The organism is Methylopila turkensis (genome assembly GCF_027922325.1).
Lineage (GTDB): Bacteria > Pseudomonadota > Alphaproteobacteria > Rhizobiales > Methylopilaceae > Methylopila > Methylopila turkensis.
Window position 1 is genome coordinate 838,529 of the sequence record NZ_BSFL01000001.1, and the last position, 17,532, is coordinate 856,060.

At 63.8% G+C, this 17,532-nt stretch carries 20 protein-coding genes; 15 read left to right on the plus strand and 5 right to left on the minus strand.

The features are described 5' to 3' along the window. Nucleotide 1: 1 nt before the first annotated feature. From trbE to PKE78_RS03965, 8 genes are read left to right on the plus strand one after another with little or no spacing between them, the layout of a single operon-like run. Nucleotides 2-2,458 carry a conjugal transfer protein TrbE gene (gene trbE, locus PKE78_RS03930; protein ID WP_271199533.1) on the plus strand — a complete coding sequence of 819 codons (2,457 nt, stop codon included), beginning with the start codon at nt 2-4 and terminating at the stop codon, nt 2,456-2,458. Further along, on the plus strand, nt 2,455-3,231 hold the full coding sequence (gene trbJ / locus PKE78_RS03935) for a P-type conjugative transfer protein TrbJ (RefSeq protein ID WP_271199534.1): 777 nt from the start codon (nt 2,455-2,457) through the stop codon (nt 3,229-3,231). Before trbE ends, trbJ begins: the two co-directional genes overlap by 4 nt. Before the next feature lie 10 nt (nt 3,232-3,241). Then, the gene (gene trbK-alt, locus PKE78_RS03940) at nt 3,242-3,628 is read left to right on the plus strand and encodes a putative entry exclusion protein TrbK-alt (protein ID WP_271199535.1); all 387 of its coding nucleotides are present in this window, start codon (nt 3,242-3,244) and stop codon (nt 3,626-3,628) included. A gap of 4 nt (nt 3,629-3,632) precedes the next feature. Then, nucleotides 3,633-4,988, plus strand: coding sequence for a P-type conjugative transfer protein TrbL (gene trbL, locus PKE78_RS03945; protein ID WP_271199536.1), 1,356 nt, complete (start codon nt 3,633-3,635; stop codon nt 4,986-4,988). Beyond that, nucleotides 4,988-5,671 carry a conjugal transfer protein TrbF gene (gene trbF / locus PKE78_RS03950; protein ID WP_271199537.1) on the plus strand — a complete coding sequence of 228 codons (684 nt, stop codon included), beginning with the start codon at nt 4,988-4,990 and terminating at the stop codon, nt 5,669-5,671. The genes trbL and trbF overlap by 1 nt, the downstream gene beginning before the upstream one ends. Next, nucleotides 5,668-6,717, plus strand: coding sequence for a P-type conjugative transfer protein TrbG (trbG, locus tag PKE78_RS03955; protein ID WP_428981219.1), 1,050 nt, complete (start codon nt 5,668-5,670; stop codon nt 6,715-6,717). The genes trbF and trbG overlap by 4 nt, the downstream gene beginning before the upstream one ends. After that, nucleotides 6,714-7,937, plus strand: coding sequence for a TraB/TrbI/VirB10 family type IV secretion system protein (locus tag PKE78_RS03960; protein WP_271199539.1), 1,224 nt, complete (start codon nt 6,714-6,716; stop codon nt 7,935-7,937). Before trbG ends, PKE78_RS03960 begins: the two co-directional genes overlap by 4 nt. Next, the gene (locus PKE78_RS03965; RefSeq protein WP_271199540.1) at nt 7,937-8,185 is read left to right on the plus strand and encodes a DUF2274 domain-containing protein; all 249 of its coding nucleotides are present in this window, start codon (nt 7,937-7,939) and stop codon (nt 8,183-8,185) included. Before PKE78_RS03960 ends, PKE78_RS03965 begins: the two co-directional genes overlap by 1 nt. Nucleotides 8,186-8,356: 171 nt before the next feature. Here PKE78_RS03965 and PKE78_RS03970 read toward each other — a convergent pair whose 3' ends face one another. The 3 genes from PKE78_RS03970 to PKE78_RS03980 all read right to left on the minus strand — a co-directional run bounded on the left by PKE78_RS03970 (nt 8,357) and on the right by PKE78_RS03980 (nt 10,523). Then, a complete protein-coding gene (locus PKE78_RS03970; RefSeq protein WP_271199541.1) occupies nt 8,357-9,283 on the minus strand; it encodes a LysR family transcriptional regulator in 927 nt (308 codons plus the stop codon). 197 nt (nt 9,284-9,480) lie between these two features. After that, on the minus strand, nt 9,481-9,873 hold the full coding sequence (locus PKE78_RS03975; RefSeq protein ID WP_271199542.1) for a limonene-1,2-epoxide hydrolase: 393 nt from the start codon (nt 9,871-9,873) through the stop codon (nt 9,481-9,483). 263 nt (nt 9,874-10,136) lie between these two features. After that, a complete protein-coding gene (locus PKE78_RS03980) occupies nt 10,137-10,523 on the minus strand; it encodes a limonene-1,2-epoxide hydrolase (RefSeq protein ID WP_271199543.1) in 387 nt (128 codons plus the stop codon). A 157-nt stretch (nt 10,524-10,680) separates the two neighbouring features. Here PKE78_RS03980 and PKE78_RS03985 point away from each other — a divergent pair, with 157 nt between their 5' ends. Further along, complete coding sequence (locus PKE78_RS03985) at nt 10,681-11,568, plus strand: AraC family transcriptional regulator (protein WP_271199544.1); 888 nt, start codon at nt 10,681-10,683, stop codon at nt 11,566-11,568. A 50-nt stretch (nt 11,569-11,618) separates the two neighbouring features. Here the strand turns inward: PKE78_RS03985 and PKE78_RS03990 are convergent, their stop codons facing one another. Continuing rightward, nucleotides 11,619-12,497: a LysR family transcriptional regulator gene (locus PKE78_RS03990; protein ID WP_271199545.1), complete on the minus strand. Its 879-nt coding sequence runs from the start codon at nt 12,495-12,497 to the stop codon at nt 11,619-11,621. 148 nt (nt 12,498-12,645) lie between these two features. Between PKE78_RS03990 and PKE78_RS03995 the strand changes: the two genes are divergently transcribed. From PKE78_RS03995 to PKE78_RS04015, 5 genes are all read left to right on the plus strand, one after another. Continuing rightward, complete coding sequence (locus PKE78_RS03995; RefSeq protein WP_271199546.1) at nt 12,646-13,398, plus strand: SDR family oxidoreductase; 753 nt, start codon at nt 12,646-12,648, stop codon at nt 13,396-13,398. Nucleotides 13,399-13,424: 26 nt separating this feature from the next. Further along, the gene (locus PKE78_RS04000) at nt 13,425-14,033 is read left to right on the plus strand and encodes a cysteine hydrolase family protein (RefSeq protein WP_271199547.1); all 609 of its coding nucleotides are present in this window, start codon (nt 13,425-13,427) and stop codon (nt 14,031-14,033) included. Between the two features lie 65 nt (nt 14,034-14,098). Then, nucleotides 14,099-14,776, plus strand: coding sequence for a glutathione S-transferase family protein (locus PKE78_RS04005; RefSeq protein WP_271199548.1), 678 nt, complete (start codon nt 14,099-14,101; stop codon nt 14,774-14,776). A 125-nt stretch (nt 14,777-14,901) separates the two neighbouring features. Continuing rightward, a complete protein-coding gene (locus PKE78_RS04010) occupies nt 14,902-15,447 on the plus strand; it encodes a carboxymuconolactone decarboxylase family protein (RefSeq protein WP_271199549.1) in 546 nt (181 codons plus the stop codon). Between the two features lie 195 nt (nt 15,448-15,642). Further along, nucleotides 15,643-16,332 carry an MmcQ/YjbR family DNA-binding protein gene (locus tag PKE78_RS04015; protein WP_271200062.1) on the plus strand — a complete coding sequence of 230 codons (690 nt, stop codon included), beginning with the start codon at nt 15,643-15,645 and terminating at the stop codon, nt 16,330-16,332. Nucleotides 16,333-16,412: 80 nt separating this feature from the next. On the opposite strand, the gene PKE78_RS04020 is transcribed toward PKE78_RS04015, so the two are convergent. Then, the gene (locus PKE78_RS04020) at nt 16,413-16,967 is read right to left on the minus strand and encodes a TetR/AcrR family transcriptional regulator (RefSeq protein WP_271199550.1); all 555 of its coding nucleotides are present in this window, start codon (nt 16,965-16,967) and stop codon (nt 16,413-16,415) included. 205 nt (nt 16,968-17,172) lie between these two features. On the opposite strand from PKE78_RS04020, the gene PKE78_RS04025 reads away from it, so the two are divergent. After that, on the plus strand, nt 17,173-17,523 hold the full coding sequence (locus PKE78_RS04025) for a TfoX/Sxy family protein (protein ID WP_271199551.1): 351 nt from the start codon (nt 17,173-17,175) through the stop codon (nt 17,521-17,523). Nucleotides 17,524-17,532: the final 9 nt, after the last annotated feature.

Sequence of the window (17,532 nt, forward strand, 5' to 3'; positions counted from 1 at the left end):
GATGATGAACCTTGCCGAGTACCGCAACCGCAACACCCGGCTTGCCGACTTCCTGCCCTGGGCCGCGCTCGCCGGCGAAGGCGTCGTCCTCAACAAGGATGGCAGCTTGCAGCGCACCGCGCGCTTCCGTGGCCCCGACCTCGACAGCGCCGTGCCGGCCGAGCTGGTCGCGGTCGCTGGCCGGCTCAACAATGCCTTCCGTCGCCTCGGTTCGGGCTGGGCCATCTTCGTCGAGGCACAGCGCCACGGCGCAGCCACCTATCCGGCCAGCACGTTCGCCGATAGCGCCTCCGCGCTGGTTGACGCCGAACGCAAGGCCGACTTCGAGGAGGCCGGCGCGCATTTTGAGTCCAGCTACTTCCTTACCTTCCTCTACCTGCCGCCGGCCGAGGACGCCGCGCGTGCCGAGACCTGGCTCTACGAGGGGCGCGATCACACCGGCGTCGATGCGCATGAGATCCTGCGCGGCTTCATCGATCGCACCGACCGCATTCTGAACCTCATCGACGCCTTCATGCCGGAATGCACGTGGCTCGATGACGCCGAGACGCTCACCTATCTGCATTCGACCATCTCGACGAAGCGGCACCGCGTCCGCGTTCCCGAGACGCCGATGTATCTCGACGCGCTGCTTGCTGATCAGCCGCTCACCGGCGGGCTCGAGCCGCGGCTGGGCGAGACGAACCTGCGCATCCTCACGATCGTTGGTTTCCCGTCCGCGACGACGCCCGGCATCCTCGACGAGCTGAACCGGCTCGCCTTTCCCTATCGCTGGTCGACGCGGGCCATCCTGCTGGACAAGACCGACGCCACCAAGCTGCTGACCAAGATCCGGCGGCAATGGTTCGCCAAGCGCAAGTCGATCGCCGCCATCCTCAAGGAGATCATGACCAACGAGGCCTCGGCGCTCGTTGACACCGACGCGGCCAACAAGGCGGCCGACGCCGACATGGCGCTGCAGGAGCTGGGCGCCGACTATGCCGGTCAGGGCTACGTGACGGCGACGATCACTGTCTGGGATGATGACCCCCGCATTGCCGCCGAGAAGCTGCGGCTGGTGGAGAAGGTCATCCAGGGCCGCGACTTCACGGCGATGGCCGAGACCATCAATGCCGTGGATGCGTGGCTGGGCTCGCTGCCCGGTCACGTCTACGCCAATGTCCGCCAGCCGCCCATCAGCACTTTGAATCTCGCCCACATGATCCCGCTGTCGGCGGTGTGGGCGGGACCGGAACGGGACGAGCACTTCGATGCACCCCCGCTGCTTTACGGCAGAACGGAGGGCTCGACCCCGTTCCGGCTTTCCATCCATGTCGGCGACGTCGGCCATACGCTGATCGTCGGGCCGACCGGCGCCGGCAAATCGGTTTTGCTCGCCCTCATGGCGCTTCAGTTCCGGCGCTATCCACAATCCCAGGTCTTCGCCTTTGATTTCGGGGGCTCGATCCGCGCGGCAGCGCTGGCCATGCGCGGCGACTGGCATGATCTCGGCGGTGGACTGACGGATGGCGCCGATGACAGCGTGTCGCTCCAGCCGCTCGCCCGCATCCACGACGTCGCCGAGCGCGCCTGGGCCTCCGACTGGCTGATCGCGATCCTCTCCCGCGAGAGCGTACCGGTCACCCCCGAGGTCAGGGAGCATCTCTGGTCAGCCCTAACCTCGCTGGCGTCCGCGCCCGTCGCCGAGCGCACGCTGACGGGCCTGTCCGTCCTGCTTCAGTCCAACGACCTAAAGCAGGCGCTGCGATCCTACTGCGTCGGCGGTCCCTATGGCCGGCTTCTCGACGCCGAGTCCGAACATCTCGGCGAGGCGAACGTCCAGGCCTTCGAGACCGAGGGCCTGATCGGCACGGGCGCCGCCGCCGCCGTGCTCGCCTATCTCTTCCATCGCATCGAGGACCGCCTCGACGGACGGCCGACACTCCTCATCGTCGATGAAGGCTGGCTCGCTCTCGACGACGAAGGGTTCGCCGGGAAGCTCCGCGAGTGGCTGAAGACACTGCGCAAGAAGAACGCCAGCGTGATCTTCGCCACCCAGTCGCTGTCCGACATAGACGGCTCGGCGATCGCGCCGGCCATCATCGAGAGCTGCCAGACGCGCATCCTGCTCCCCAACGAGCGCGCGATCGAGCCACAGATCACTGCCATCTACCGCCGCTTCGGTCTCAACGACCGCCAGATCGAGATCCTCGCGCGGGCCATGCCCAAGCGCGACTATTACTGCCAGTCGCGGCGGGGCAATCGCCTGTTCGAGCTGGGCCTGTCGGATGTGGCCCTGGCGCTGTGCGCGGTCTCGTCGAAACAGCACCAGGCGATGATCGCCGACGTTCATGCCCGCAGCGGCACGGACGGGTTCCTGCGCGAGTGGCTAGCCGCGAACCGTCTCGACTGGGCTTCCGACCTCATCGCCGACCTCACCAATGTCATCCCCCAAACCAACCCGGAGACACGTCCATGACCCGTTCCGTTCGTTCCCGCTCGCGCGCGCTGCGCATCAGCGCCGCGCTGCTCACCGCATCCGTTTCCGCAATCCCGTTTCTGGCGACGCCTGCGCACGCGCAGTTCGGACGGATTGTCTACGACCCGACGAACTATGCGCAGAACGTGCTGACCGCGGCGCGCACGCTCCAGCAGGTCAATCAGCAGATCACCCAGCTTCAGAACGAAGCGACCATGCTGATCAATCAGGCCCGCAATCTGGCGAGCTTGCCATACTCCTCGCTCCAGCAGCTTCAGCAGTCCGTCCAGCGCACGCAGCAGCTTCTGCAACAGGCGCAGGGCATCGCCCTCAACGTCCAGCAAATCGACCGCGCCTTCCAGACCACCTATGGCAATGCGTCGATGTCCGCCTCCGATCAGGCGCTCGTCACGCAGGCGCGCGAGCGTTGGCAGAACACCGTCGGCGGCTTGAAGGACGCCATGCGCGTGCAGGCCGGAGTCGTCGGCAACATCGACACCAACCGCAGCGAGATGTCGGCGCTGGTCGGCCAGAGCCAGGGCGCGACCGGCGCGTTGCAGGCGACGCAGGCCGGCAATCAACTCCTCGCCCTTCAAGCTCAGCAGCTCGCGGACCTCACCGCCGTCGTCGCCGCCAACGGCCGCGCCCAGAGCCTGTCCGAGGCCGAGCGGGCGGCAGCGGCCGAACAAGGTCGCGAACAGCGCCGCCGCTTCCTCACACCGGGCAGCGGCTACCAGCCCGGCAACGCCCGCATGTTCCCGAACGGCAACTGAGGGCACGGCGATGGACGGGAAGATGCTCGCGCGACTCGGCGCCGTCGTGTTCGTCGCTGTAGCGGTCACCGCGACCGCGATCGAGATGACCCGGAAAGAGGAGGCGCCGGAAACCTGGCCATCCGGCCGCGCCGCGGAGGCGCCGGCCGATCCCCTGCGGGACGCATTGATCCGCTGCCAGGCGCTCGGCGAAGAGGGACCGCGCGATCCGGACTGCCGCCGTGCCTGGTCGGAAAACCGCCAGCGCTTCCTCGCGCCCGGCGCCCGTCCCGCCGAACGGCTGCCGGACATGCCGCCCGCACCGCGCGACGGTCTCACCCCTCAACCGCAACCGACCGACGCACTCGCCGCGACACCCGCCGCACCGAACACCCCGCAGCTCGACGAGGCACGATAACATCATGGGCGGCACCGGCGTCATCGACCACTTCCTCGAGGTCTTCACCCGCTACATCGACAGCGGGTTCGGCCTGCTCAGCGGCGAAGTCGCCTTCATCGCCACAACCCTGATCGTCATCGATGTGACGCTGGCTGCGCTGTTCTGGAGCTGGGGCGCCGACGACGACATCCTGGCGCGGCTGGTGAAGAAGACCCTCTTCGTCGGCGTCTTCGCCTACATCATAGGCAACTGGAACAACCTCGCCCGGATCGTCTTCGAGAGCTTCGCCGGCCTCGGCCTGAAGGCGAGCGGCACCGGCTTCTCGACGGCCGACCTCATGCGTCCTGGGAAGGTCGCGCAGACGGGCCTGGACGCCGGCCGACCACTGCTCGATTCCATCTCCAGCCTGATGGGCTATTGGTCCTTCTTCGAGAACTTCATCCAGATCGCCTGCATGTTTCTCGCCTGGGCACTGGTCCTGCTGGCCTTCTTCATCCTCGCCATCCAGCTCTTCGTCACGCTCATCGAATTCAAGCTGACGACGCTCGCCGGCTTCGTGCTCATTCCCTTCGGCCTGTTCGGCAAGTCCGCCTTCATGGCGGAGCGCGTGCTCGGCAACGTCATCTCGTCCGGCATCAAGGTTCTCGTGCTCGCCGTCATCATCGGCATCGGCTCGACGCTCTTTTCTGAGTTTACATCGGGCTTCGGCGGCCAGAACCCGACAATCGATGAGGCTATGGCGATCGTGCTCGCCGCGCTGTCGCTCCTCGGCCTCGGCATCTTCGGTCCTGGCATCGCCAGCGGCATCGTCTCGGGCGGCCCGCAGCTCAGCGCCGGCGCCGCGGTCGGAACCGGGCTCGCCGCCGGCGGCATGGTCGCGGCAGGGGCTGGCCTCGTCGGCGCCGGCGCATCCGGTGGCGCGGCCCTGGCTGGAGGTGCGGCCGCAGCCGCTCGCGGCGGCGCAGCCGTCGCGGGAGGTGCATCCACCGCTTACAGCCTTGGCGCAGCCGGCCAATCCGGCGCGGCCGGCGTTGCTTCCGGTCTCGGCGGTGTCGCCCGCGAAGGCGGCAGTGCCGCTGTCTCGCCGCTGCGTCGCGCCGCGTCGCGTGCCGCCGAGAGCATGCGCTCCAGCTTCAATGCTGGCGGCAAGGCCGCATTCGAAACTACAGGCGGCTCATCTACCATGGGCTCGATCGGTGGCGACGCCGCCGGCGACGGCGCCGCGCCCGCAAGCGCCGGCGGCCCGCCTGCCTGGGCGCAGCGGATGCGGCGCTCCCAACGCATGACCCATGCCGTCCAGGCCACGGCCCACGCCGTCCGCTCCGGCGACGCCCATGGCGGCGGCTCTTCCGTCAACCTGTCCGAAGGCGATCGCTGATGTTCAAACGACCCTCCACCCACTACGGCAAAGCTCCCGAGCCGGAGACGCCGTATCAACGCGCCGCCCAGGTCTGGGACGAGCGCATCGGCGCCTCGCGCGTGCAGGCCAAGAACTGGCGTCTCATGGCGTTCGGCTCCCTGATCCTCTCGGCCGGGTTTGCCACCGCGCTCGTGGTGCAGTCGGCGCGAGGAACCATCGTGCCTTGGGTGGTGCAGGTCGATCGGCTCGGTCAAGCGCAAGCGGTCGCACCTGCCGAGGCGGACTACCGTCCGACCGATCCGCAGATCGCTTTCCATCTCGCGCGCTTCATCGAGCAGGTCCGCAGCATTCCGGCCGACGCCATCATCGTTCGCCAGAACTGGCTTCGCGCCTACGACTTCACGACCGACCGCGGCGCCATGGCGTTGAACGACTATGCCCGCTCCAACGACCCGTTCACGCGCGTCGGCCGCCAGCAGGTCGCCGTCGACGTCTCCAGCGTCATCCGCGCCTCTCCGGACAGTTTCCGCGTCGCCTGGGTTGAGCGCCGCTACGAGAACGGCCAACTCGCCGAGACCACGCGCTGGACAGCGATCCTGACGATCGTCGTGCAGGTCCCCCGCAACGCCGATCGGCTGAGAGCGAACCCGCTCGGCATTTACGTCAACGCCATCAACTGGTCACGGGAGCTTGGGCAATGAAGCCGTTTTTCCGTAAAGCCGGAAACCCGGCTTCGCACACACTCGTATTCCCGGCTCTCCGCAGAGTCGCAATCCCGATGGTCCTGCTGGCGACGACCGCGCTCGCCGGCTGCGCCACCACCAACCCGCCGCCGGAGATCTCCTACGACAACGCGGCTCCCGCCGTGCAGACCGTCGACCCGCCAGCGCCGGTCACCGTGGTGGAGTTGCCGCGCCCGCTGCCGCTCCCGGGCCAATTGCAACGCGTGGAGCCTTCACGACGCGCTCCCGAACCGGCTGAGCCGACGGCGCGGGTAAACCAGGCCAATGCCGCCGCCCGCATCCAGCCCGTGCGCGACGGCTTCATCAATTCGATGCAGGTCTACCCCTTTACGCAAGGGGCACTCTATCAGGTCTACACCGCCGTCGGGCAAATCACCGACATCGCGTTGCAGCCGGGCGAGCAGCTCGTCGGCTCCGGACCGGTCGCCGCCGGCGATACGGTCCGCTGGATCATCGGCGACACCGAGAGCGGATCGGGGGCGACGCGGCAGATCCATATCCTGGTGAAGCCAACGCGGCCCGACCTGATGACGAACCTCGTCATCAACACCAACCTGCGCACCTACCATATGGAGCTTCGCTCCACCGAGCGGACCTATATGGCCTCCGTCTCCTGGCAGTATCCGCAGGACCAGCTCATCGCATTACGCCGCCAGAACCAGCAGGCTGAAGCCTCGCAGCCGGTCGCATCCGGCGTCGACCTCGCCAACGTCAACTTCCGCTACGCGATCGAGGGGGACCGCGCGCCGTGGCGGCCTCTGCGCGCCTTCGACGACGGCCGCCAGGTCTTCATCGAATTCCCGCGCGGCATCGGTCAGGGCGAGATGCCGCCGCTCTTCGTTGTCGGCCCCGAGGGCAACACCTCCGAACTGGTGAACTACCGCGTGCGCGGGCACCACATGATCGTCGATCGGCTTTTCGCCGCCGCCGAGCTGCGCTTCGGCACCGGCGACCGCCAGCGGCGCGTCCGCATCACCCGTACCGACGGGAGACCGTCATCGTGAGCGAGAACCCGCCCCGGAATGAGGAAGTGCCGGACGAAGACGCACAGCCGCTGACCGGCGAGCCGGCCAGCGCCGCGCCGATGCGGCTGCGCGCGGAGCCGCCGCGCGTGACCCGCTTGTCCCGAAAGGTTCTCGCCGGCGTCGGCCTGGTCGCCAGCGTCGGACTCGGCGGCGCCCTGATCTACGCGCTCCAGACCCGCGACGGCGGCCGTCCGAACGAGGAACTCTATTCGACGGAGAACCGCTCAACTGCGGACGGCCTCGCCGGTCTCCCGCGCGATTACAGCGGCGTGCCGCGATTGGGTCCACCGCTGCCGGGCGATCTCGGTCGTCCGATCGTCAGCGCCCAGGATCGTGGACAGCCTGTACCAACGCCAAATATGGCCACCCCGAACCCCGGCATCAGCCCGGAGGAACAGCGCAGGCTGCAGGAGATCGAAACGGCGCGGACAAGCAGACTCTTCTCCGGAACCGAGACACGCGCCGGGGCGGGAACCCCATCACCCGCTATCGCACCTCCGCCGGTGCCCGACCTTGCCAGCCTTGGTCTAACGCCGCCGCCGGCGACACCTTCTGCGCAGGACCGTCAGAACGCCTTCCTCAATGCGGCCGCCGATCGCAGGACCGTTGCACCCGACAGGGTTGCGGCACCAGCCTCGCCCAACATCCTTCAGGCAGGAGCCGTGATTTCCGCTGCGCTGATCACCGGCATCCGGTCCGATCTTCCAGGCCAGATCACCGCGCAGGTCACCGAGAACATCTATGATAGCCCGACTGGCCGCATCCTCCTTGTGCCGCAGGGCACACGCGTCATTGGCCAGTACGACAACAACGTGCAGTTCGGGCAGAGCCGCGTTCTGCTCGTCTGGAACCGGCTTATCTTCCCGAACGGCCGCTCTATCGTGCTCGAGCGACAGCCTGGTGCTGACGCCGAGGGCTACGCCGGCCTGCAGGACGGTGTCGATTATCACTGGTGGGATCTTGCCAAGGCGGCCGGCCTCTCGACGCTGCTAAGTGTCGGCGCTGAACTCGCCGTAGACAATGATGACCGTCTCATTCAGGCGATCCGCAACGGTGGCCAGGACACCATCAATGACGCCGGCCAGCAGATCGTCAGGCGTCAGCTCAACGTCGCGCCTACGCTTACGATCCGGCCAGGCTTCCTAGTGAGGGTGATCGTCACCCGCGATCTGGTGCTCGAACCCTATGGAGGATCTTGATGGCGAAGCTGAAGCTGGGGCCGCTGATCGACGACAAGCCCGTAAAGGTCACGATCGAACTGCCAGCGGCGCTTCATCGCGATCTCGTGGCCTATGCAGAAGTCCTCGCTCGCGAGAACAGACAGGACATCAGCGATCCGTCGAAGCTGATCGCGCCGATGCTGGCGCGGTTCATCCAGACTGATCGCGGGTTCGCCAAGGCCCGCAGGGGTCAAGGGCCGCAAAAGACGGACCCTGCGGAGTCATAGGCGCGGCTCAGGTGTCGAGGGTGGTCTCGTTCTGCGACGATCCGCATCTGCTGCTTGCGAGCAGTTGCGGGGTTTTCAGGAAGCTGAGGAAGGCTCAGGGCGCGCATAGTGCGGCGGTATGCCGTCTGCGTGAATTCCTGACAAAGACCCCCGCGATCGATAGGCACCGCTTCAGTCGTCTTCTACTTCATAGCTCCTAAACGGCGCGTGCTTAGTCGCAAGCTCTCGCGTTGTCTGCAAAAACCTCAGGAATGCGGGATTGTCATTCACCGACAACCAGACGGCGCTGAATGGCACTATATCAGCCTGCGCCGTGAGGGGGCGCAGCACTAGACCAGGAACCCTGACAGCCGTCCATGCAGCCGAGACCAGGGTAATGCCTTGGCCAAGACTGACGAGATTCATAAGCGTGTCCTGCAGCGTCGCCTTGTCTTCGACCTCAGGATAAGTGCTGTAATCGCAAGACCGGCGAACGATGTAGTCATGCACCTCCGGCCCCGGCGCCGCTCGGCTCGCGATGAAACGCTCTCCTTTGAGATCTGGCCAGTCCAGCTTGTCTCTCGCCGCAAGCGGATGGGCTTCCGACAGCGCGACATGGACGCGCTCCCGCCATAGCTCTTGCGTCTCGCATCCCGCAACGGAGCCCGAACCTGTGATGAACGCGATGTCCAATCGCTGTGCGCGTATCGCCGCCAGATGGTCCCGCCGGCCGCCGTCACGTAGGTCGATACTGATCTGCGGGTGCCTCTCCACAAAGGCTTGAATCAGTTGGCGCAGGACGCCGCCCGCCAGAGAGGTCAAGATTCCGATGCGCACCAGCCCCGCCGCAGCGCGACGTGTTGCGCGCGCCGCGCGCCAGGCCGACTCCAGTTGCTCCAGAGCCGGAGCGGCTTCGGCCAGGAAATTTTGCCCCGCCGGGGTCAGCCGCACACCGCCGCGGGTCCGGTCAAACAAAGACACTCCGAGATAGTCTTCGAGTTGCTTGAGAGCCCGACTGACATTGGATTGGTCGACATGGCACATTTCCGCGGCGCGTCTGAAGCTACCTACTTGCGCGGCGACCTTTAAGTATTGAAGCTGCCGGACGGCCTGCCTCATGGGACAGCTCGGACGAAGATGGATGGCCCGCGGGCAAGAACGGCGTCTTTGGCGGTAGACCTCTCATCGCGTCGACGGCGAATAATAATAGACGATGGCAACTTCCATCCCACCACGGGGCTGCAAGCCGCCCCAAGGATGGCTTTGAACAATATAGAACCCAATCATTTTGAGGCAATCGCGAGGCTTCCGAGGCGTTAGCGCTTGTCGGGCGCAATCCTTTCCCCGGCGTTGACGTCAAAGTAATCGCGCCAAGCCACGATGCGGTCGCCCTCGACCTCGAATATGCCCATCACCTTGATTGCGGCGATCTCACTGCCGTCGGCGCGTAAAAAGCGATCCAGTCGCTCGGTCAGCACGCGATTCCCATCTGCGGCGATCGCGAGCATGTCAAAATGGACTGCCGCGACGCTCTTCGATCTGTTTGGCCGCTCAAGAAACGCGATGGCTTCGTCAATGCCGGTCGTTTTCGAAACGCCTTCATTGACCCAAACCGTCTGGGGCGTGAAATATCGCCGGATGGCGACCTTGCCATCCTCCTCCGGGAAAGTGGCGCAGAAGACTTTGACGATTTCGATGGGCGTTGACATTCTACGGTCCTCCATCTTGGCAGATGGTTCTGGCGGTTGAGCCCAGGCAACGCTAGAAATCATCACAGCGGCCAGGGTAATGAGCGCAGACCTCATCTGAACAACCTCCAAGTCCCAATGCGTGAAATTGACGTGAGCGGGAAAGACCAGCGCATCGATACCTGATCGTAGTCTTACCCTTGTCGCCGCGAGTTGAATTAAGCGCGCTATGCTCGGTGCGGAGAAAATAACCTCCACGCCTTCGCATAGCGCGAGCGGGCTCCTCAGCCTGCGGCGAACGACTCGATGGCTTTAACGTCGAAATAGTCCCGCCACGCGACGATCTTGTCGCCTTCGAGCTCGAAGATGCCCATGACCTTGAACCGTCCGATTTCGCTGCCATCGGCACGCTCGAACCGGTCGAGCCTTTCGGTGAGAACGCGGTTTCCGTCGGCGGCAATCGCGAGCATGTCGATATGGACCGTCGCCATGCCCATCGACGTCTCCCCTCCATCGATAAACCCGATCGCCTCATCGATGCCCGTCGTAACGCCAACGCCTTCGTTGACCCATTTCGTGCTGGGCGTGAACCAGCGACGGACGGCTGGTCTTCCACCGTCTTCGACGAACGCAGCGCAAAAAGCCGAAACAGTTTCGATTGGCGTGGGCATAGCAACTCCTCTTGGGTGAACTGGAAGCCTGACGGCCTCGATCTTGACCCGAAGGATAGGCTTTGAGGGACAAGGCCACGATGCCGGATTATCCGCCATCATTGCCTGATCTTCCGGAAATCTTGATAATGTTGGGCAATCAGTGTTAATTGCCCAGATGAGCGAACTTGATGATATCCGTGACATGGCGCTGCGGCACGCCGGGCCCCGGAACCCAAAACTGCCAAGGCTGGTTGCCTACACCCTCGACCATACGACCGAGATCGACCCGCTGGTCTACGATCCCGCAGCGTCCATGGTGGTTCAGGGAACCCAGCGCATGTTTATCGGCAACCAGATGTTCGAGTATGGCCCTGGCCAGAGCATGATCATGGCAGCCGAGATCGCCGCCCTCGGCCAGGTCTGCGAGGCGTCGCCGGATAAGCCCTTTGTCGCGGTCGGCCTGTTTCTGGACCCGGCTCTGCTGTCGGACCTCATACTTGAGATGGAAGCGCTACCGGAACTGCCGATCGGGTCGGGATATGGCGTAAGCCCCGCGAGCGCTTCGCTCGTAAGCGCCTGGCGAAGACTGCTGGAGTTGCTCGATCGCCCCGCGGAAATTCCTGTTATGGCTCAGCCCCTGGAGCACGAGCTCATGTTCCGGTTGCTGATGGGGCCGCATGGCGCCCTGCTGCGCCAGATTGCCGGAGCCGGCTCTCGGCTGTCGCACATCCGAAGATCTATGGCGTGGATCCGGGATCATTATGCCGAGCGCGTCGATTTCAAGGAAGTCGCTGCGATCGCCGGCATGAGCACATCCGTCTTTTACGAACGCTTCAAAGCCGTCGCCGCCGTTAGCCCGCTTCAGTATCAGAAATATATCCGGCTCCACGAGGCCCGCCGTCGCCTGATCGCGAAACAGGGGACCGCAGCCGAGACGGCATTCGCGGTGGGCTATGAAAGCGCCTCGCAGTTCAGCCGCGAGTATAAGCGCCTCTTCGGCGCGCCGCCGGCTCGCGATGCCGAAAGAGCCAAGGTTGGCTTCACGCCCTTGGCTCCCCGCTAGCGAGCGCCGCCCTCTTCTACGTCTTCATAGGGCGCATCGAGCCTTGGCCATCAGCTTCGGTCGACGTTCAGCGTCTCGACCTTAGAAAACGCTGCGGCCATGAAGTCCATGAACACCGTGGCGCGACGTGGAAGAAGGCGGTTGGCGACGTAGAGGATGTGGATGGGAACGGGGGCGGCCTCATATCCGGTGAGGATCCGTTTGAGGCGACCGCTCCTGAGGCCGTCCTCGAACAGCCAATGCGGGCCAAGGGCGACGCCCAAGCCGGCCAGGGCAGCCTCGCGCGCGGCTTGTGGGGCGCTCACGCGAAGTCGGCCGGACACCGCGACTTCCAAGTCGGCGAAGCGCCAGGTCGCGCCCGTCGACAGCAGGGAATAGACGATGCAGTCATGGTGTATCAGGTCGCCCGGCGTTTCGGGTGTGCCGCGCGCGTCGAGATAATCCGTCGCCGCCACGCAGATGCGCGTGAAAAGGCCGACACGCCGCGCGCGCAAGGCGCTGTCGCTGAGATGGCCGATCCGCAGCGCCAGCTCCACGCCGTCGTCGATGAGGTTCACGAAACGATCGGAAATCTGAAGGTCGAGATCGAGATCAGGGTAGGTCTTCAGAAAGGTAGGCACCTGGGGCATCAGAAACGCGTGAGCAAAGGCCGTCGGGCAGGCGACGCGTAGCAGACCTGACGGACTGGCCTCGCTCTTCAGCGCCGACTCGGCTTCGTTCACGGCGTCGAGGATGCGGCGGGCTTCGACATAGTAGCGCTCGCCTTCGGGCGTCAGGTGCAGCTTGCGGGTGGATCGCTGCAAGAGCCGCTGCTGAAGATGCGTCTCCAGGGCCGCCACATTGCGGCTCACGTTCGGCTGGCTAAGGCCCAAGTCACGCGCGGCGGCTGAAAAGCCGCCTGTCTCCACCGTCCTGACGAAACACTCCATGGAAAGTAGACGATCCATCCTGCCCAATCATGCGTAAACTGTATGAATTATATACGAAGATCCAGACTTATCATATCCTGAGTATGAATGCATCTTGAGATCACCGAGCCGAACCCATTCGCCTCGCCGATTTTTCAAGGAGCATCCGATGTCCCGCCTTTCCGGCAAACGCACTCTCATCACCGGCGGCACGAGCGGGATTGGCCTCGCCACAGCCAAGAGCTTCCTCGCCGAGGGCGCCCGCGTCATCATCACGGGCGTAAACCCCGACAGCCTGGCCAGCGCCCGGGCCGAACTCGGCTCGGACGTCACCGTGCTCGCTGCCGATTCCGCCAATGTCGAAGCGCAGCGCGAGCTGGCCGCAGCCGTCGCCGCCGAGTACGGCCACCTCGACGTCGCCTTCATCAATGCCGGCGTGTCGGTCTGGCAGCCTATCGAGGCGTGGACCGAAGAGGCCTACGACCGATCCTTCGCGATCAACGTCAAGGGCCCCTACTTCCTGATCCAGTCGCTACTGCCGGTCTTCGCCAATCCGGCGTCCGTGGTCCTGAACACGTCGATCAATGCCCATGTCGGCATGACGAACTCCTCGGTTTACGCTGCGACCAAGGCCGCGTTCCTGAGCTTCTCGAAAACGCTCTCGAACGAGCTGGTCGGGCGCGGCGTGCGCTTCAACGCCGTTAGCCCCGGACCGGTCGAAACTCCCCTCTACGACAAGCTGGGCATCCCGGACGCCTATCGCGATCAGGCGACCCAGGCGATCACCGCCAGCATTCCGCTTGGCCGCTTCGGCACGCCCGAGGAAGTGGCCAAGGCGGTGCTCTACCTCGCCTCCGATGAATCCGCCTGGACCCTGGGCGCCGAGATCATCGTCGACGGCGGGCGCACCCTGAACGGCTGACCATCCAAGACAGAAAGAAAATGACGATGACGAACCTGAACACTGAACCCAAGAGCGCCCTGATCCTGATCGAATATGTCAACGACTGGCTTTCGCCGACCGGCGGAATTTATCCGTCGTTCCAGGATCGCGAGCAGGTCGACAGCGCGATCGCCAACTCGAAGATCGCGCTCACTGAGGCCCGCCGTCGCGGTATGCACGTGATCCACGCCTCGCTGAAGTTCGAGCCCAAATTCAAGGTGCTGGGAGAGGGCAAGTATGGACTGCGCAAGATGATGCGCGACTATGGATCGTTCCTGGGCGAGCAGGCAGACTTTTTCCCGGGCTTCGAGCCTGCGGAAGGCGAATTCGTCGTTCGCGAGCGTGGCGGCGGGAGCAGCGTCTTCGTCGGCACCACGCTCGACAGCTATCTGCGCAATAACCGGATTTTCGACATCTATCTCGCCGGCTTCTCGCTGCGCCAGTGCGTCGAATCCTCGATGCGCAACGCCCATGACCTCGGCTACCACACCAACGTCATCTACGACGCGTCGGCAGGCTACACCCGCAAACAGCAGGACGACTTCGTGGCCGAGATCGCGCCCTTCTACGCCAACGCCATCACCACGCAGGAATTCCTGTTGGCGCCGCAGTAACCGCCATCGCGCCCGGCTTTATCCGCCTGGAGCCGGGCCGCCCCTTCTCCCCACAGGAAGTCGCCATGACGAACTCCAGTCTTACGCTGATCAGCCATCCGCTTTGCCCGTTCGTGCAACGGGTCGCCATTGTGATGCGCGAGAAGAACATTCCCTTCGAGCAGATTCAGATCGACCTAAACAACAAGCCCGACTGGTTTCTCGCCATCTCCCCTGCCGGCAAGGTGCCGCTGCTCAAGGTCGAGCGCGGCCAGGACCAGCCGGTCGTGCTGTTCGAGAGCATGGCCATCTGCGAATATCTGGAAGAGATCTATTCCGATAATCCCATCCATCCGGCCGATCCGCTGATGCGTGCACAACACCGCGCCTGGATCGAGTTCTCGTCCACGATGCTGATGGACGCCTGGGGATATCTGAACGCCTTCGACGAGACCGTCGCCGCGAACAAGGCCGCTGATCTTAGGAAAAAACTGGAGCGGTTCGAGGTGGTGCTGTCGGACGAGCCCTATTTCGCTGGCGCACTTTTCAGCATGGTTGATGCCGTCACGGCGCCCGTCTTCCGCTACTTCGACATCCTGGCAGACAGCGTCCCTCACGATGTGTTCGGCGGGCTGAACCGCGTCGCATCCTGGCGACGCGCGATAGGAAAGCGTCCGAGCGTCCGCGACGCGGTGACGGCGGACTATGGCGCCCGCTTCCGCAACCACTTGAAAGACCACGGCGCGCTCCTGGCTTCGGCCTGAGCGCGCCGCCCAGTTGCACGGGGCGTCGATAATGGCGGCGTCCGCATCGCGACGGACGTCCCGCATAATCCGCCAAGCCTGCGCCCCGCGCGAGGTCCGACGCACTCTCTTCTCCGGAGCCGCTCATGCCCGCCATCCCTTACAGGACCGTCTTCGACGACACGTCCGGCCCCGTGGCCGCGGTCCTTCGGGTCCGCCGCGATGGTCGCCTACTGAACCTCGATCGGATGCTGCTGCACAGTCCGGCCATCGCCGAGGGCTGGAGCGCGCTGATGGGCCCAATCCGCAACGCGGGCCGGATCTCGGCGCGGCATCGCGAACTGGCGATTTGCGCCGTCACCTTCATGAACCAGGCTGACTACGAGTCGCACCGCCATGCGGCGCTGCTGATCGCGGCGGGAGGTTCCCAGGCCCAAGTCGCCGCCTTAGGAGACGTCGGCTCCGCCTGCATGGATACGACGCTGTTCGACGATGCCGAGCGCGCGGTGCTCGCCCTGGCTCTGGACAGTACGCGCGATGTCGCGATCCGGCCCGCGACGATGGCTGCCGTACGCACCGCTTTTCCCACACCGGACGCGGTGCTGGAACTGATGATGGTCATCGCGGCCTACAACATGGTTTCGCGCGTCCTTGTCGGTCTGGACGTCGAAATCGAGGGAAGCGAGGAATGAAGCCGTCGAGAAACAGGCTTGCAGACACTGCAGCTCACTCCTGCTTGAACAACCCCCGCAGGTCGCTCTTCACATCGCGGCGAGCATGGCTATGCTTTGTATTATGGCCGCGAATAATAGAATAAGGACAGCTTAATAGTGGATGCCAGGGCTCTAATCGCCGCTGTTGAAACAATCGCCCGCCAACTCCCCGATGTGGATTCAACACGTGCGGTTGGTTCCAACCGACGGGTCTACAAGATCCATGGAAAGATATTCATGATTGTGACCGACGCGGCCGACGGCGCGATGGTGACCATTAAAGTCGATCCCATCCGAGCTGAAATACTGCGGCAGCAGTATGTCGAGATTTCGTCTGGCCACGGCATGAACAGGCGGCACTGGATCTCGATCACGGCAAGCGATGCCATCAGCAGAGAAGTGTTTGAAAACGAGGTGCGAGAGTCCTACAGGCTTGTACGCGCCAAACTGCCGACGGCTGAGCGTACTAGCGACGGTAGGAGGAAACGAAGTCTGTCCGGCAAGCAGTTGCAGGCCGTTGCTCGCATGCTTGCATCGGGACTGCCCGGTGTCGACCATGGGCGACCATTTGTCGAAAAGCTGGACGTCTATAAGGTCGGCGGCAAGGTGTTCATGATCGTGACGGACGATCCGAACGAGCTAATTATCACGGTAAGGGCCGAGCCCGAGCAGAGGGGCAATCTATTCGAACGCTTTGCATCGGTGACCGCCGGCCGCTATCTCGACAAGGACCGCTGGATATCGGTTGGCGCAGGCAAGGGCATCACCCAAACTGTGGTGAGCGATGTGGTGAAAGCCTCTTACCGGCTCGTACTCGACACTGTGCCGAGACGCGAAAGACCAGCGGGGATCACAGACGTCTGACACGCTGCATCACTGGATTGAACAGACACATCACTCAGCAAAGTGAGCGGCGGCGACGGCAATCTATCGTGTGCAGGAATTCAGGAGGCGGATCCCGCGATTTTTCCGATAAGAGCCGCCACCTCTTCGCGGGCCAGTGGCTCCGGTGCGAAATAATTCGTGAGGATCAATCCTCCGACAATGGATTCAAGCTGCCTTGCGATATCGGGCGGATAGTGTTCTTCCATGATTTGCATGCTGAGTGCGGCCCATTCGCCGAACATCACGCGGGTGTCAGGATTGCGGATCGCGAAGACGTAGAGTTCGCAGACCAGAACGACGTCCTTGGGCGAAAACCATTGACCTCCACACAGCAGGTCCGCAATGACGCTGGTGGCCTGCTCGCTTGTATGCGCTGACGCCATCGCTTCGTTGTAGACGCGCGTGATCCGCTCGGTGAACCTCCTGAACGCGGCGGCGATTAACTCCTCCAGATCCCTGAAATGATAGGTCATGGAGCCCAGCGGCACATCGGCTGCCTCGGCCACCCTGCGATGTGTGGTTCTCGCGACGCCGTGCTCGGCGATGACCTCGAGCGCGACATCGATCAGCCGATCGCGACGGTTTGGGTCAGTTCGGCGGGCAGGCACTTTCATCAAATTCTCGTCCTCTCCGCTCTTGCGGTTGCTTGTATCGAGCCGCTAGCGTACATTTGTACGCAACATCGCGGTCCTTAGTCGACTCGTTTTTGTCTCGACCCCCGACTGGCGGGGGCGAATGGCAATGAATGTGACGCTCACCGCAGCCGATTGCCAGCATGCTCACGAGGCGCGGCATATTTAAACACGAAAGGACACTCTATTGTCTGAGCAATACAAGGCAGCGACCGCGCTTGCAGATCATTATATCGACCAGCTTTCCGACTGGGCGACCGTTACAAGGTGCCCCCTGTTTGGTGCGAGCGCTCTTTACAGGGGCGATCATATCTTCGGAATGGCCTGGCACGGTTCGCTCTACTTCAAGGTCGATGACAAGACGCGCAAAGACTACGAAGCTGCGAACTCGCAGACAGTTGGTCATACCGCGGGCGCAGCAACCGATCATTCCCTGAAGACCTACATGGAAGTTCCCGCCGACGTCATCGAAGACGACGGCAAGCTGCATGAGTGGGCGGAAACGGCTTATCTGGCGGCCGTCAAGGGCGGCCAATAGGCGAGCGGT

What these genes read in the sequence shown, in the direction of transcription:
- trbE (WP_271199533.1), top strand. Translation starts at nt 2, where the DNA reads ATGATGAACCTTGCCGAGTACCGCAACCGCAACACCCGGCTTGCCGAC.
- trbJ (WP_271199534.1), top strand. Translation starts at nt 2,455, where the DNA reads ATGACCCGTTCCGTTCGTTCCCGCTCGCGCGCGCTGCGCATCAGCGCC.
- trbK-alt (WP_271199535.1), top strand. Translation starts at nt 3,242, where the DNA reads ATGGACGGGAAGATGCTCGCGCGACTCGGCGCCGTCGTGTTCGTCGCT.
- trbL (WP_271199536.1), top strand. Translation starts at nt 3,633, where the DNA reads ATGGGCGGCACCGGCGTCATCGACCACTTCCTCGAGGTCTTCACCCGC.
- trbF (WP_271199537.1), top strand. Translation starts at nt 4,988, where the DNA reads ATGTTCAAACGACCCTCCACCCACTACGGCAAAGCTCCCGAGCCGGAG.
- trbG (WP_428981219.1), top strand. Translation starts at nt 5,668, where the DNA reads ATGAAGCCGTTTTTCCGTAAAGCCGGAAACCCGGCTTCGCACACACTC.
- PKE78_RS03965 (WP_271199540.1), top strand. Translation starts at nt 7,937, where the DNA reads ATGGCGAAGCTGAAGCTGGGGCCGCTGATCGACGACAAGCCCGTAAAG.
- PKE78_RS03970 (WP_271199541.1), bottom strand. Translation starts at nt 9,283, where the DNA reads ATGAGGCAGGCCGTCCGGCAGCTTCAATACTTAAAGGTCGCCGCGCAA.
- PKE78_RS03975 (WP_271199542.1), bottom strand. Translation starts at nt 9,873, where the DNA reads ATGTCAACGCCCATCGAAATCGTCAAAGTCTTCTGCGCCACTTTCCCG.
- PKE78_RS03980 (WP_271199543.1), bottom strand. Translation starts at nt 10,523, where the DNA reads ATGCCCACGCCAATCGAAACTGTTTCGGCTTTTTGCGCTGCGTTCGTC.
- PKE78_RS03985 (WP_271199544.1), top strand. Translation starts at nt 10,681, where the DNA reads ATGAGCGAACTTGATGATATCCGTGACATGGCGCTGCGGCACGCCGGG.
- PKE78_RS03990 (WP_271199545.1), bottom strand. Translation starts at nt 12,497, where the DNA reads ATGGAGTGTTTCGTCAGGACGGTGGAGACAGGCGGCTTTTCAGCCGCC.
- PKE78_RS03995 (WP_271199546.1), top strand. Translation starts at nt 12,646, where the DNA reads ATGTCCCGCCTTTCCGGCAAACGCACTCTCATCACCGGCGGCACGAGC.
- PKE78_RS04000 (WP_271199547.1), top strand. Translation starts at nt 13,425, where the DNA reads ATGACGAACCTGAACACTGAACCCAAGAGCGCCCTGATCCTGATCGAA.
- PKE78_RS04005 (WP_271199548.1), top strand. Translation starts at nt 14,099, where the DNA reads ATGACGAACTCCAGTCTTACGCTGATCAGCCATCCGCTTTGCCCGTTC.
- PKE78_RS04010 (WP_271199549.1), top strand. Translation starts at nt 14,902, where the DNA reads ATGCCCGCCATCCCTTACAGGACCGTCTTCGACGACACGTCCGGCCCC.
- PKE78_RS04020 (WP_271199550.1), bottom strand. Translation starts at nt 16,967, where the DNA reads ATGAAAGTGCCTGCCCGCCGAACTGACCCAAACCGTCGCGATCGGCTG.